The sequence below is a fragment of the Leisingera caerulea DSM 24564 genome, from assembly GCF_000473325.1.
Taxonomy (GTDB): Bacteria; Pseudomonadota; Alphaproteobacteria; order Rhodobacterales; family Rhodobacteraceae; genus Leisingera; species Leisingera caerulea.
The window spans coordinates 431414-446056 of the sequence record NZ_KI421513.1 but is presented as its reverse complement, the minus strand read 5'-3'; the positions used below and the strand labels follow the sequence as shown (position 1 = coordinate 446056).

The window sequence follows — 14643 nt, the reverse complement described above, 5'->3', positions numbered from 1 at the left end:
CGGTAAAAAGTCAATTCACTGCAATTTCCGGTGGCCTTGCCAGGTCGACAATGTCGCTCATAATTGAATTGAGTTCGAAATCCTTGGGCGTATATACGCGAGCGACACCCATTGATTTCAGCTTTTGCGCGTCCTCGTCCGGGATAATGCCGCCGACAATCACCGGCACATGGTCCAGGCCGGCGTCGCGCATGCGCTGCATCATTTCCTCGACCAGCGGCAAATGGCTGCCCGACAGGATCGACAGGCCCACCACATGGGCATCATCATTTTGCGCCGCTTCCACCAGTTCCGCCGGTGTCATGCGGATGCCGTCATAGGTGATGTCCATGCCGCAGTCGCGGGCGCGGAAGGCGATCTGTTCGGCACCGTTGGAATGGCCGTCCAGGCCCGGCTTGCCGACCACGAACTTGATGCGGCGGCCCAGCACGTCGCTGACCGCGTTCACCGCATCGCGCAGGTCGTCCAGCCCCTCGGTCTTGTTCGACACAGAGGCCGACACGCCGGTCGGGCCGCGGTAGGTGCCGTAGACCTTGCGCATTTCCTCGGCCCATTCGCCGGTGGTGACGCCGGCCTTGGCGGCAGCAATTGACGGCTCCATAACATTCGCGCCGCTTTGCGCCGCGGCGCGCAGCGCGGCCAGGGCCGATTGCACTGCGTCATTGTCACGCTCGCCGCGCCAGGCGTTCAGCCGTTCGATCTGCTCCTGCTCTACTGCCGGGTCGACCACCATGATGCCGCCGTCCTCGGTCTGCAGCGGCGAGGGCTCGCCCTCGGTCCATTTGTTGACGCCGACCACCACGGTCTCGTTCTTCTCGATCCGGTTCAGGCGTTCGGCGTTGGAATCGACCAGCCGGCCCTTCATGTATTCGATCGAGGCCACCGCGCCGCCCATGGATTCCAGGTTCGCCAGCTCGGCGCGGGCGCCTTCCTTCAGCTCTTCGACCTTGGCATCGACCGCCGGGTTGCCGTCGAACAGGTCGCCGTATTCCAACAGGTCGGTTTCATAGGCCAGGATCTGCTGCATCCGCATTGACCACTGCTGGTCCCAGGGTCGGGGCAGGCCAAGCGCTTCGTTCCAGGCCGGCAGCTGCACCGCGCGGGCGCGGGCCTTTTTCGACAGCGTCACCGCAAGCATCTCGATCAGGATGCGGTAGACATTGTTCTCAGGCTGCTGTTCTGTCAGGCCCAGCGAGTTCACCTGCACGCCATAGCGGAAGCGGCGGAACTTGGGATCCTCCACGCCATAGCGGTCGCGGCAGATCTCGTCCCACAGGTCAACAAAGGCGCGCATCTTGCACATCTCGGTGACGAACCGGATGCCCGCGTTCACGAAGAAGGAGATGCGCCCGACCATCGCCGGGAAGTCCTCCGGCGCGATGCGCGGTTTCAGCTCATCCAGCACCGCCTGCGCGGTCGCCAGGGCAAAGGCCAGCTCCTGCTCCGGCGTCGCGCCGGCCTCCTGCAGGTGGTAGGAACACACGTTCATCGGGTTCCATTTGGGCACGTTGGTATAGCAGTACTCCGCCACATCCGCGATCATCTTGAGGCTCGGCTTGGGCGGGCAGACATAGGTGCCGCGGCTCAGGTACTCCTTGATCAGGTCGTTCTGAACCGTGCCTTGCAGCTTGGAGACATCTGCGCCCTGTTCCTCGGCCACCGCGATATACAGCGCCAGCAGCCAGGGCGCTGTGGCGTTGATGGTCATCGAGGTGTTCATCTGCTCCAGCGGGATCTGGTCGAACAGCGCCCGCATGTCGCCCAGGTGGCAGACCGGTACGCCGACCTTGCCCACTTCGCCGCGCGCCAGCACGTGGTCGCTGTCATAACCGGTCTGGGTCGGCAGGTCGAAGGCGACGCTGAGGCCGGTCTGCCCCTTGGCCAGGTTGGCGCGGTAAAGCGCGTTGGACGCCTTGGCCGTGGAGTGGCCGGCGTAGGTGCGGATCAGCCAGGGGCGGTCTTTTTGCATCTGCGGCATGTCGGGCCTCGCGAGTCAGAGTGTCGGTAATTTTATTTCGCCACGCTGATGTAAACTGCAATTTTCAACCTGTGTCAATTCGCTGCGTTGCGGCATTTGCCGCGCCGACACCCGTTTCCGCGGTTAACCATCAGCAAGCGCGCGGTTGAGGTGGAGCTGAATGCGGACTAAAGTCCTTTAAGTTGAATCTATTTTTAGAAGAATTTTGTTTTGAAGAACTCTTTAACCGGGCGGCGCCTTGCCGAGATAGACGGTCTGCGCGCCGTCGCCGTTCTGGCGGTTGTGCTGTACCACTACTTTCAGGCCTACCCTCAGCACTATCCCTATGGCGCGGGGCTGCTGCCCTTGGCGAAATACGGCGATTTGGGTGTCGCGCTGTTTTTCGTGATTTCCGGCTTTGTCATCACGCTGTCGCTAGCCGGCCAGCCCGGGCCGTGGCAGTTTGCACTGAAGCGTCTGGTGCGGCTTTGGTCGGCGATGGCGGTTTGCTCCATCCTGACCTTTGCCTTTGTGCACAACTTTGACAGCGGCTTCAGCCGGGAGGTGCAGGGCGGGCTGAGCGGCTTTGCCGCCTCCTGGACCTTCACGTCGCAGCGCTTCTGGCACAGCGCCTTCGGGTTCGATGGCTATGTCGATGTGGTGTATTGGACCCTCGCCATTGAAGTCCGCTTCTACTTGCTGGCGGCGGTGATTTGCTGGCTGGCGCCCGCCGGACGCTTTGCGGCGGTGGCGCCATTGGTGCTGCTGCTGATGCAGTCCCTGTTTGCAGCGGTCCAGTTCGCGGTCCCGGGGCTGGTGCCGCAGGTGCTGATCGAGACACTTTTTCTGGCCTATGCGCATCTGTTCGCGGCGGGCATCACCTTTGCCGCGGTTTTTACCGGGGCGCGCGGCAAGCGGCAGGCGGCGCTGATCTTCTGGAGTTTCTCGGTCGCAATTTACCGCGCCGAAGACGGCTGGGAAACGGCATTCCTGGCGCTGATCTTCCTGGCGGTTGCTGCGTGCGCCCTGCGCATGGGGGCGGCCAGGCTGCTGGCGTGGCGGCCGCTGGCGGGGCTGGGAGTGATCAGCTATCCGGTTTATCTGCTGCACAATTACATCGGCGTGACCCTGCTGTCCTTGCTGCCGGCGGGGCTGTCAGGCGCGGTCTATGTGCTGGCCGCGGGCCTGGTTCTGGGGGGTATTTTGCTGCTGTCGAACGCTGTTCACCAATTGGTCGAACTGCCGGCGCAGCAGGCCGTCCGGTCCTTTCTTGAGCGCCGCGCTGACCGCGGCGGGGAGATGCAGCTTGCACCAGGGCCGGAAGCCGCGGCAAAAGGCTTGTAAACCGGGCAGGCTTGGGCAAGGCTTTGCGGGATGACGCAGACCGTGGAACTGCCGCTGTGGCTTTTTGTGCTGATCGTGGCTTTCGCCGCGGTGACGTTCGCGTCGCATTTCCTGTTTCCCTCGGTGCGCTGGTTCTTCCGGCGGCGGCTGGAGCGCGCGGTGGCGCGGCTGAACCAGCGGCTGGAGCGCCCGATCGAGCCGTTCAAGCTGGCCCGCCGCCATGACATGATCCAGCGGCTGATCCACGATCCGCAGGTGGCGCAGGCGGCGGCGGATCACGCGGCAGCGGAAGGCATCCCGGAAAATGTGGCGTCTGAGCAGGTGCGCCGCTACGCGCGCGAGATCGTGCCCGGGTTCTCTGCCTTCGCCTATTTCGGCCTCGCCATCCGCGCGGCACGTCTCCTGTCCAACGCGGTGTACCGGGTGCGGCTGGGACATCAGGATGAGGAGGCGCTGCGCGCCATCGACCCCAAGTCCACCGTGGTTTTCGTAATGAACCACCGCTCCAACATGGATTACGTGCTGGTCACCTATCTGGCGGCAGAACGTTCGGCACTGTCTTATGCGGTGGGGGAGTGGGCGCGGGTCTGGCCGCTCAGCCGTCTGATCCGGGCGATGGGCGCCTATTTCATCCGCCGCCGCTCACGCAATGATCTCTACCGCAAGGTGCTGGCCGCCTATGTGCGCCTCGCCACCCGCGGCGGCTCCACCCAGGCGATGTTCCCCGAGGGCGGCCTGAGCCTGGACGGCGCATTGGCCCCGCCCAGGCTGGGGCTGCTGAAATACATCGTCGAGGGCTATGATCCGGACGGGCGCGACGTGGTCTTTGTGCCAGTGGCGCTGAACTATGACCGGGTGCTGGAGGACCGGATCCTGACCTCTGCCGCCAAGGCGGGCGAGCGCCGGTTCCGCGCCCGCATCGGGCTCGTGGCGCTGCGGCTCTTGCGGCAGCTGTGGCTGTGGATGACCGGGCGCTATCACCGCTCCGGCTATGCCGGGGTGAATTTCGGCCGCCCGCTCAGTCTGGCCGGGTTCGGGGCCGGGCGCGAGGGCGACATCACCAAGCCGCTGGCGCGGGAGCTGATGCAACGGATCAGCGCCATTGTTCCAGTGCTGCCGGTGCCGCTGATCGCCGCCCTGCTTCTGCGGCACGGCGCCCTCAGCCGGGCCGCCCTGGAGCACCGGCTGGAGGATCTGATCGCGGCGATGCCGCTGGCGCATGTCCATATGCCGCGGGAGAATCTGTCCTATGCAGCCGGGACCGGCCTGCGGCAGCTGCTGCGGCGCGGGCTGGTCGCCGAATCCGAGGGCCGGTTTGCCCCGGTCGAAGACCGCCGCGATCTGCTGGCGTTCTATGCCAATTCCATCCGCCACCTGCTGCCCCAAGACGGCGCGCAGCCGGACGGGGACCGTGATCTTTCTGCACCTGCTAACCTCAATGCTGCATCCGCAAGGTCATAAAATTACCCAAACGCCGCAAAAGTGGTTGCAATATTACTCTGCCAATCCTATCCCTCAGATAACCGCTGCGATTCTGCACCGCGGCAAAAGGACAGGATACAAAGGAGGCCATCATGGCATTGGATACCCAGACTGACGTCATGTCGTACGAGGCGCCCGAAAAGGATCTCTATGAAATGGGGGAAATTCCCCCGATGGGCTATGTGCCCAAGAAGATGTACGCATGGGCGATCCGCAAGGAGCGTCACGGCAACCCCGATACCGCGATGGTGCAGGAGGTTGTCGACGTGCCGGAGCTGGACAGCCACGAGGTGCTGGTCCTGGTTATGGCAGCCGGCGTCAACTACAACGGCGTCTGGGCCTCCCTGGGCAAGCCGATCTCGCCGTTTGACGGCCACAAGGCGCCGTATCACATTGCCGGCTCCGATGCCTCGGGCATCGTCTGGGCGGTTGGCTCCAAGGTCACCCGCTGGAAAGTCGGCGACGAGGTGGTCATCCACTGCAACCAGGACGATGGCGACGACGAGGAATGCAACGGCGGCGACCCGATGTATTCGCCCAGCCAGCGCATCTGGGGCTATGAAACCCCGGACGGATCGTTTGCCCAGTTCACCAACGTGCAGGCCCAGCAGCTGATGCCGCGCCCCAAGCACCTGACCTGGGAGGAAAGCGCCTGCTACACGCTGACGCTCGCCACCGCCTACCGGATGCTGTTCGGCCATGAGCCGCACGACCTGAAGCCGGGCCAGAACGTGCTGGTCTGGGGCGCCTCGGGCGGCCTCGGCTCCTATGCGATCCAGCTGATCAACACCGCCGGCGCCAACGCCATCGGCGTGATCTCCGACGAAAGCAAGCGCGACTTTGTCATGGGTCTGGGCGCCAAGGGCGTTCTGAACCGCAAGGACTTCAACTGCTGGGGCCAGCTGCCCACGGTCAACACCCCGGAATATGCCGAGTGGTTCAAAGAGGCGCGCAAGTTCGGCAAGGCGATCTGGGACATCACCGGCAAGGGCGTGAACGTCGACATGGTGTTCGAGCACCCGGGCGAAGCAACCTTCCCGGTCTCCACTTTCGTTGTGAAAAAGGGCGGCATGGTCGTAATCTGCGCCGGCACCACCGGCTATAACCTGACCTTTGACGTCCGCTACATGTGGATGCACCAGAAGCGCCTGCAGGGCTCGCACTTCGCCCATCTGAAGCAGGCTGCCTCCGCCAACAAGCTGATGGTGGAGCGCCGCCTGGACCCCTGCATGTCCGAGGTCTTCACCTGGAACGACCTGCCGGAAGCGCACATGAAGATGCTGCGCAACGAGCATCTGCCCGGCAACATGTCGGTGCTGGTGCAGGCGCCGAAAACCGGCCTGCGCACCCTGCAGGACGTGCTGGAGGCCTGATCCGGCAGCCTGAGGCGTTTTCAAACTTGCGACAAGCCCGCGAATCATATCCTTGGTTCGCGGGCTTTTTAATATATGACATGTTTCAGCGAAGGATTTCAGTCGGTTGCCTGCTGAGGTCTCGCTATTTCAGGGGAGGCGAGAGGCGCCGGCAAAAAAGGTGACTCTCTACGCTCCGGTTTTTGCGGCGTTTTTTTTGAGCATCGCACAACTGTTCACTCAAAATGAACGAAAGCGGAACCTTCGCATTGACCTCCAGGAGCTCCCCACTGCAAAAGAACAGGAACGACCGGCCAGCCCCGCGGCAGCACATTCTGCTACGGGCCTCCCTCAGAACGGGGCCGGACCTAAAGGGCAGCAGCACGTAATTCATGGCATACAAAGCAGAACTCGACCGCATTCTGGAGGCGCTTGACGCCACTGAAACCTTGGAAGGCCTTCAGCTGATCGTTGAGCAGGTCTGCGAGGTGTTCGGCGTCGATCATGCAATGTACCTCTGGGTCGAAACCGCCGGAAACCACTATTATTTCGGCACCTATTCCAAGGCCTGGACAGAACGCTATCTGGACAAGGCCTACTCGCGGGTCGATCCGGTTGTGGTGGGCTGCTACCAGCGCTTTCACCCGGTGGACTGGAAGCGTCTGGACTGGAACCCCAAACCGGCCCGCGAGTTCCTGAAAGACGCGCGGGAGCATGGCGTGGGCAATCAGGGCTATGCCATTCCCATCAGGGGGCCGAACGGCCAGTTCGCGCTCTTCACGCTCAGCCACAATTGCGACGACGCCGCCTGGGAAAAGCTGATCGCGAAATACAACCGCGATTTCATTCTGGTGGCGCATTATTTCAACCGCAAAGTGCTGGAGCTGGAACCCTCCCGCAGTGCAGAACAAGCGCAGCCGCTGTCGCCGCGGGAAGTTGACGCGCTCACGCTTCTGGCGATCGGCTACAGCCGGGCACAAGTGGCTCAAACCCTGGCCATCTCAGAGCATACCCTGCGGGTCTATATCGAAAGCGCCCGCTTCAAACTGGGCGCGATCAACACCACACATGCCATTGCCCGGGCCGTAAGTCTCGGTTTGATTGTGGTTTAACGGTATCGCTACCTCTTAAGGTGTAAATTTTCTCCGACGCCGATCCTAATGGTCGTATCCTTCCCCTGATTTTCTACCAAAAGGGGAATACACCATGCTGCGCTACGTATACGGCCACGATCTTCACAACCATGCGGACCTGGCTCATTCAATGTTCCTGGACCGGGCCGATCAGTTCAAAACGCGGCTTGGCTGGGATGTGCAGGTGAATGCCAACGGCGAGGAGCGGGATCAGTACGACGAACTGGACCCGCTCTACATGATCTGGGAAATGCCCGACGGCAGCCACGGCGGCTCCATGCGGTTTCTGCCGACCACCGGCCGGGTGATGGTGAATGAAATCTTCCTGGATCTCTGCGGCGGCGTCCCCATCTGCAGCCCGCTGATCTGGGAATGCACCCGGTTCTGCCTGTCGCGCAAGGCGCAGGGCAGGATCGCGGCAGGACTGATGCTTGGCAGCCTGGAAATCATGCGCAACTTCGACGTTCCCCATTACACGGGGGTGTTCTACCGCCACACGGCCCGCGCGTTCCGCAACCTGGGCTTCGCGCCTGAAATCACCGGCACCCAGGGCGGGGGGCGCAATCCCATCTGCATGGGCTTCTGGGAATATGCCGAAGACACCTATCACAGCGTGTCGCGCAAGGCGGGCATCCCGCCGGAGCTGTCGCAGCTGTGGTTCGACCGCTCCTTCGGCGGTGCCGGCGCGTCCGGCCCGGTGGCGCTCAGCGCCTGAACATTGCGCAAACCGGGGCCGGATCCTCTGGCGGACCCGGCGCCGCGGCTGTAGGGTCGCGCCATGACAGCTCTGCCCGTACAGTTCTCCGATGACCAGGCCGCCGCTTATGACAGCGTGACCGAACTCCTGCGCAACGCGGGGGTGGATCTTGATGACGGGCTGCTGCACCCGCCCCGCGGCGATGCCGGGGTGATGGCGGTGATCGGCAAGGCCGGATCGGGCAAGACGCTGCTGCTGGCTGAGCTGTACAAGGCGCTGGAACAGGCCGGGGTTGAGATCGTCTCCGGCGACTATGAAAGCCGCAAGAAGAGCGACGACCGCCGCACGCTTGCGATCCTGGCACCTACCAACAAGGCCGCCAGCGTGCTGCGCCTGCGCGGCGTGCCCGCCACCACCATCCACCGCATCCTCTATACCCCGGTATATGACCCGGAGTATGAGCGTATTGCCGAATGGCTGGCGGGGCAGGGGGAACAGCCGGACATCGAAGGCCTGAGCGAGGAGGCGCTGGCCCGTGCTGCGGCCTTCTATGAGAAGAACAAGTCGATCCCCGGCGCGCTGGCGGCTGCGGGATTGCGCGGCTCGGATTTCATCACCGGCTGGAAGCGGCGCGAGGATCCTCTCGACATCGGCTTTATCGACGAGGCGTCGATGCTGGACGACCGCCAGTTCGAGGATCTGAAGGAGATCTTTCCCAACCTGATCCTGTTCGGCGACCCGGCACAGCTGGCGCCGGTGAACCAGTCCGGCTCCATGGTGTTCGAAACCCTGCCGGAACCGCGCCAGCTGGTTCTGAACCGCATCCACCGGCAGGAGGCAGGCAACCCGATCCTGGACCTGGCCCATGCGCTGGCCGACCCGCAGCTTGGGTTCGAGGATTTCGAGCGGATGGTGGAGGACACCGCCCGCCGCGACGACCGTGTGGTTTGGGGGCAGCGGGTGGAGGTCGATCTGATGGCGCGCTCGCCGGTGCTGGTCTGGCGCAACAACACCCGCATCCGGCTGATCAACGCCTTCCGCGCTGTGCATGGCGCGCCGGAGGATCAGCTGATCGCGGGCGAGCCGCTGATCTGCGACGGTATCGAACTGCCGATGAAGCACCGCAAGAAACGCCTGGATCTGGAGGCCCGAGGGCTGATCAAAGGGGCGCAGGTGATCTTTCTCGGCCCCGGCCGCAAACCCGGCTTCTCCCGCCTGCACGTGATGGGGGCTGAGGACCCGCAGGTCTCTGCCGCCTCGATCGTGAAGATCGAAAAACCGGACGAGGAAGAGCCCTTCATCCCCTACGCGGCCCGCATGGGCGCGACCTTCCTGCACGGTGCAGCAGTGACCATCCACAAGGCGCAAGGCTCGCAATGGGACACCGCCCAGGTCTTTGCCCCGGATATCTACGCGGCCGCCCGCATGGGCCGGGTTGAGGCGGGACAACCGTTGTGGAAGCGGCTGGCCTATGTCGCCATCACCCGCGCGCAGGAGCGGCTGATCTGGGTCGTCCGCAACCGCCTCGCCAAGCCCACTGGCCCGTTGCCGGTGGACGATCTCAAAGCCATGCCTGCTGCCGCACTCACGCTCGAAGCACAGGAGGACACCCCCGCATGAGCCATTCGATCCTGATCACTGGCGCCAGCTCCGGCATCGGCCGTGCCGTGGCGGAGCTGTTCCTGGCCGAGGGCTGGCAGGTGGGCCTGGTGGCGCGCCGGGCAGAGAAGCTGCAGGAGGTAGCGCAGGGCTTTGCGAACGCCCAGGTGCTGCCCGCCGATGTCTCGGATCCGGCAGCGGTGGATCATGCGGTGAACAGCTTTGCCATGGCGGCCGGGCGGCTGGATGTGCTGTTCAACAATGCGGGCATCTTTACGCCGCCGGGCACTATCGACGAGATCCCGCTGGACGACTGGTTCGCGTCTGTGAACGTGAACCTCACCGGCATGTACCTGGCAGCCCGCGCAGCCTTCCGCCAGATGCGGCAGCAGTCGCCGCAGGGCGGGCGGATCATCAACAACGGTTCCATTGCCGCGCATGTGCCGCGGCCCCATTCAGCGCCTTATGCAGCCACCAAGGCGGCAATCACCGGCCTCACCAAAAGCCTGTCGCTGGACGGCCGCCCCTTTGATATCGCCTGCGGCCAGATCGACTTCGGCAACACCCGCACCCCGATGGTGGAGGATTTGAGCCAGCGCCACGCTGAGGCCAACCCGGACGGAGAGCCGATGCACACATTTGCGGTGGAGGACGCGGCGAGATCCGTGCTGCACATGGCCAATCTGCCGCTGGAGGCCAATGTGCAGTTCATGACGGTGATGGCCACCAAGATGCCCTATATCGGCCGCGGCTGAGCGCTCCCGCCCGTCGCTGGCGCATCGCAGATGCGCCGCTCCCGTTGGACGTGGCGCTGCGCTGGCGCGCAGCGGGCCTGCGGCGGCGGCGCTGCTGCATACGGGCCGCAGAGGCTTCATCTTTGCAGCAAATACTCCGGGGTGAATTGGCCGCAAGGCCAAGAGGGGCCGGCCCCTCTTAGCGGTTCCTGAGCAGGCTGAAGGCAGCGGAGGCGCCCCAGCCGGCGGCAACGGCGATCGCCAGCGACATCAGGCCGTAAAGGAACGGCTGCTCGCGCGAAAGCGAGTACAGGAACCGCTCCAGCCCTACCTTGCGCACGTCGATTGTGGTCTCATAGCTCGACACCACCTCGCCGCCGCGGGTCAGGAAGATCCGGGTCAGATAGCTGCCTTCGGTCAGATCCGCGGGCATTTCGATGGCAGTGCGGAAGAGGGTCTGCTCATCCACGGCCACCGTGTTTTCACGCAGGGAATAAAGCCCGTTCTTCTCGCGGATCCGCACCACCGCATCGGCAAAGGCCTGGGCGCCGCGGATATGCATGGCGGCGCCGACCGAGCGGATCGCGCGCTTGATCGAAATCCGGTAGCGCAGGTCTTCGGTGTCGGTCAGCACCTGGTCGAAGGGGGCGCTGGTGGCCACGGCATAGAACGCCGGAGCGGAGTCGACCAGCACGCTGTCGACGTTGACCCAGATCCCCAGTTTCTTTTCCTTGCGCCGCACCATGACGGAGGGGGCCGGGCCGGACACGGCGACCACCACTTCCAGCGGGTCGTCCTGCGGGATCGGGGTTTCGCGTTTCACCGCCCCGAACACCAGGATTTCCGACCCGTCGAAGGTGGCGGTGATCGCCACCCGGTCCTGGCTGAGACCGAGCACGACCTCTTCCTTGCCGGCTTTAGCTGCGGAGTGCGGCAGCAGGGCCAGGGCGGCGGCGGTCAGCGCGGACAGGAGCAGCTTGCGCATGATCAGTGCCCCCCGGGCTCACCCAGCGAGAAAATCTCGGAGGGTTGCAGCAAAAGGTCGAGGCCCAGCTTGACGCAGACCGCGATGACCATCAGCGCCAGCAGGATGCGGAGCTGTTCGGCCTTGAGGTAGACGCCGATGCGGGTGCCGATCTGGGCGCCGACTACGCCGCCGATAAGCAAGAGAACCGCCAGCACAATGTCCACGGTATAGTTGGTGGTGGCGTGCAGCATGGTGGTAAAGCCGGTGACCAGGATGATCTGGAACAGCGAGGTTCCGACAACCACCTTGGTCGGCATGCCGAGGATATAGATCATCGCAGGCACCATGATGAAGCCGCCGCCAACCCCCATGATCGCTGCCAGGATACCCACCGCGACGCCAACCAGGATCGGCGGGATCACCGAGATATAGAGGCCGGAGGTGCGGAAGCGCATCTTGAACGGCAGCGCATGCACCCAGCCGCGCTGGCGGCGCGGGGCGGGCGCTGCACCGCCTGCCTTCTTGGATTTGCGGATCGCGTTCAGGCTTTCGATGAACATAAGCCCGCCGACGACGCCCAGGAAGACGACATAGCAGAGCTTGACCAGCAGATCGACCTGGCCAAGCGCCTTGAGGTAGTTGAACACCACCACCCCAAGCGCCGCGCCCAGCAGGCCGCCGGCCTGCAGCACCAGCCCCATCTTGATATCGACCGTGCGCCTTCGGAAATGCGCCAGCACGCCGGAGAAGGAAGAGGCGACAATCTGGTTCGCTTCGGTGGCCACCGCCACCGCGGGCGGGATGCCGATGAAGAACAAAAGCGGCGTCATCAGGAAGCCGCCGCCAACTCCGAACATGCCTGAGAGAACACCCACCATTCCTCCGAGGCCCAGAAGAAGGAAGGCATTGACCGAGACCTCAGCTATGGGAAGGTATATCTGCATGATCTTTGTTAGACCGCAGACCGTTCAAAAATCAATGATCTATGCCGCTGTGCAGCGTGCAGGACTGATTTGACGCATCAAACTGGACTCAACTGTGGCCGCTCTGCACTGGTCGGGCAGGGCCCCGCGCCCGCAGGCGGCGCAAGGGATTTTTCGCTGAGGAGACCCCGGGGACAGGTCGAGGGAAGTTGTATCTTTACCGCGCCAAGGGCGAACGGCGCCTGCGCGCCGCTGCTGCCGCGGCCCTTGCGCCTGGAAAGACACTGGCTGGGATCAGTCCGGAAAAGAGACGCCCGGCGCGGGGCCGGGCATTCCAAGGGTTTCTTGCGGAGCTTAGCGCTCCTTGACGTAGGGCTGGCCGCCGGCGCGGGGCGGGATCGCCTTGCCGACGAAACCGGCCAGGATCACCACCGTCAGAACATAAGGCAGCGCATCCATCGCCTGAACCGGGATGACGATGCCGCCCAGTTCGATGTTCTGGAAGCGCAGGGCGATGGCCTGCAGCAGTCCGAACAGCAGGCAGGCGCCCATTGCGTGCCAGGGCCGCCACTTGGCAAAGATCAGCGCCGCCAGGGCGATGAAGCCGCGGCCTGCGGTCATGTCCTTGACGAAGCCCGCCTGCAGCGCCGTGGCCAGATAGGCGCCGGCGATGCCGCACAGCAGGCCGCAGATCATCACTGCGCCGTAGCGCAGGCCGACCACCGAAACGCCTGCGGTGTCCACCGCTGCCGGGTTCTCGCCCACTGCGCGCAGGCGCAGGCCGAACCGGGTGCGGAACAGGATCCACCAAGTCGCCGGAACCGCCAGGAAGGCGAGGTAGACCAGCACTGAATGGCCCGACAGCAGCTCGGAATAAACCGGCCCCAGCACCGGCACGCCCGACAGGCTGTCGGCAAAGGGGAGGGTGATCGGTGTGAACCGTCCGCCGCTGAACAGCGACGGGGTGCGGCCGCCCTGCTGGAACCAGTCCTGGGCAATCAGCACCGTCATGCCCGCAGCCAGAAAGTTGATCGCAACGCCGGAAATCAGCTGGTTGCCGCGGAAAGTGATCGACGCCACCCCGTGCAGCCCTGCCAGCACCAGGGAAGAGGCGATGCCCGCCAGCAGCCCCAGCCAGACGTTGCCGGTCACGGCGGCGACGGCGGCGGAGAAGAAGGCGGCCATCAGCATCTTGCCTTCCAGGCCGATGTCAAAGATGCCCGCGCGCTCGGAGTAGAGCCCGGCCAGGCAGGCCAGCAGCAGCGGCGTGGCCAGGCGGACAGTGGAATCCAGAATCTGGATGATCGTCAGGAAATCCATCAGTTCTGCCCCCTCCGCACCGCGAGGAAGATCTTCTCAAGCGGCATCCGCACCATGTTGTCGAGCGCGCCGGTGAACAGGATCACCAGGGCCTGGATCACCACGATCAGCTCGCGCGGGATCGAGGTCCAAAGCGCCAGCTCCGCGCCGCCCTGGTAGAGGAAACCGAACAGGATCGCTGCCAGGAACACGCCGAACGGATGGTTGCGCCCCATCAGCGCCACCGCGATGCCGATGAAACCGGCGCCTTCTGTGGCGTTCAGCACCAGGCGTTCCGCTTCGCCCATGACGTTGTTGACCGCCATCATCCCGGCCAGCGCGCCGGAGATCAGCATGGCGATCATGATGGTGCGCACCGACGAGATGCCGGCATAACGCGCGCCCGGTTCGGATTTGCCCAGGGAGCGGATCTCATAGCCCAGCGGCGTGCGCCAGATCAGCAGCCAGACGAACAGGCAGGCGCCCATGGCAACCAGCAGGCTGACATTGGCGGGGGCCGATTTGGAGAAGTTAATGCCGATCGGGGCCAGCAGCTCATGCAGGGAGGGCAGGTGAACGGCCTCGGGGAAGCGTTCGGTGGCCGGGTCCATCGAGCCTTCGGGGCGCAGAACGTTGACAAGCACATAGTTCAGCACCGCCGCGGCGATGAAGTTGAACATAATGGTGGTGATCACGATATGGCTGCCGCGCTTGGCCTGCAGATAGGCGGGGATGGCGGCCCAGGCAGCACCGAAGATCCCGGCGCCAAGGGCGGCAAATACCAGTGCAAGCGTCCAATGCGGCCAAGGGATCAGCAGACAGACCAGCGCCACGCCCAACCCGCCCAGCATCGCCTGGCCCTCGCCGCCGATGTTGAACAGGCCCGCGTGGGCGGCCACCGCGACCGCCAGGCCGGTGAACATGAAATTGGTGGCGTAATAGAGCGTATAGCCCCAGCCATAGGTGGAGCCCAGGGCGCCATCGACCATCAGCTTGACCGCGGCCACCGGGTCTTCGCCGATCCCGAGGATCACCAGGGCCGACAGGATTGCGGCCAGCAGCAGGCTGATCAGCGGAATCAGGACCACATCGGCCCATTTCGGCATCTTGTCCATTTACGCGGCCCCCGGTTTGGCTGTCACGGCTGGAGCGCGCA

The 14643-nt window shown here is 64.1% G+C and carries 12 protein-coding genes; 7 read left to right on the top strand and 5 right to left on the bottom strand.

The annotated features are described in order from the left end of the window. Positions 1-10 precede the first annotated feature (10 nt). Complete coding sequence (locus CAER_RS0109295; RefSeq protein ID WP_027235095.1) at positions 11-1978, bottom strand: protein meaA; 1968 nt, start codon at positions 1976-1978, stop codon at positions 11-13. Between the two features lie 210 nt (positions 1979-2188). On the opposite strand from CAER_RS0109295, the gene CAER_RS0109290 reads away from it, so the two are divergent. The 7 genes from CAER_RS0109290 to CAER_RS0109260 all read left to right on the top strand — a co-directional run bounded on the left by CAER_RS0109290 (position 2189) and on the right by CAER_RS0109260 (position 10319). After that, the gene (locus tag CAER_RS0109290; protein ID WP_027235094.1) at positions 2189-3301 is read left to right on the top strand and encodes an acyltransferase family protein; all 1113 of its coding nucleotides are present in this window, start codon (positions 2189-2191) and stop codon (positions 3299-3301) included. Between the two features lie 30 nt (positions 3302-3331). Then, positions 3332-4762, top strand: a complete 1431-nt coding sequence (locus CAER_RS0109285) for a 1-acyl-sn-glycerol-3-phosphate acyltransferase (RefSeq protein ID WP_027235093.1) — start codon at positions 3332-3334, stop codon at positions 4760-4762. Positions 4763-4875: 113 nt separating this feature from the next. Next, positions 4876-6156: a crotonyl-CoA carboxylase/reductase gene (ccrA, locus tag CAER_RS0109280; RefSeq protein ID WP_027235092.1), complete on the top strand. Its 1281-nt coding sequence runs from the start codon at positions 4876-4878 to the stop codon at positions 6154-6156. Between the two features lie 371 nt (positions 6157-6527). Next, positions 6528-7247: a helix-turn-helix transcriptional regulator gene (locus CAER_RS0109275; protein WP_027235091.1), complete on the top strand. Its 720-nt coding sequence runs from the start codon at positions 6528-6530 to the stop codon at positions 7245-7247. A gap of 94 nt (positions 7248-7341) precedes the next feature. Beyond that, complete coding sequence (locus tag CAER_RS0109270) at positions 7342-7983, top strand: acyl-homoserine-lactone synthase (protein WP_027235090.1); 642 nt, start codon at positions 7342-7344, stop codon at positions 7981-7983. 63 nt (positions 7984-8046) lie between these two features. Then, positions 8047-9585: an ATP-dependent DNA helicase gene (locus tag CAER_RS0109265; protein ID WP_027235089.1), complete on the top strand. Its 1539-nt coding sequence runs from the start codon at positions 8047-8049 to the stop codon at positions 9583-9585. Continuing rightward, positions 9582-10319, top strand: coding sequence for an SDR family oxidoreductase (locus tag CAER_RS0109260; RefSeq protein WP_027235088.1), 738 nt, complete (start codon positions 9582-9584; stop codon positions 10317-10319). Before CAER_RS0109265 ends, CAER_RS0109260 begins: the two co-directional genes overlap by 4 nt. Positions 10320-10497: 178 nt before the next feature. Here the strand turns inward: CAER_RS0109260 and CAER_RS0109255 are convergent, their stop codons facing one another. The 4 genes from CAER_RS0109255 to CAER_RS0109240 form a co-directional block, all read right to left on the bottom strand. Then, positions 10498-11283: a TIGR02186 family protein gene (locus CAER_RS0109255; RefSeq protein WP_027235087.1), complete on the bottom strand. Its 786-nt coding sequence runs from the start codon at positions 11281-11283 to the stop codon at positions 10498-10500. Positions 11284-11285: 2 nt separating this feature from the next. Next, positions 11286-12209 (bottom strand): sulfite exporter TauE/SafE family protein, encoded by a 924-nt coding sequence (locus CAER_RS0109250; RefSeq protein WP_027235086.1) that lies wholly within the window; start codon positions 12207-12209, stop codon positions 11286-11288. 333 nt (positions 12210-12542) lie between these two features. Next, complete coding sequence (locus tag CAER_RS0109245; RefSeq protein ID WP_027235085.1) at positions 12543-13508, bottom strand: ABC transporter permease; 966 nt, start codon at positions 13506-13508, stop codon at positions 12543-12545. Further along, complete coding sequence (locus CAER_RS0109240; RefSeq protein WP_027235084.1) at positions 13508-14602, bottom strand: ABC transporter permease; 1095 nt, start codon at positions 14600-14602, stop codon at positions 13508-13510. Before CAER_RS0109240 ends, CAER_RS0109245 begins: the two co-directional genes overlap by 1 nt. Positions 14603-14643: the final 41 nt, after the last annotated feature.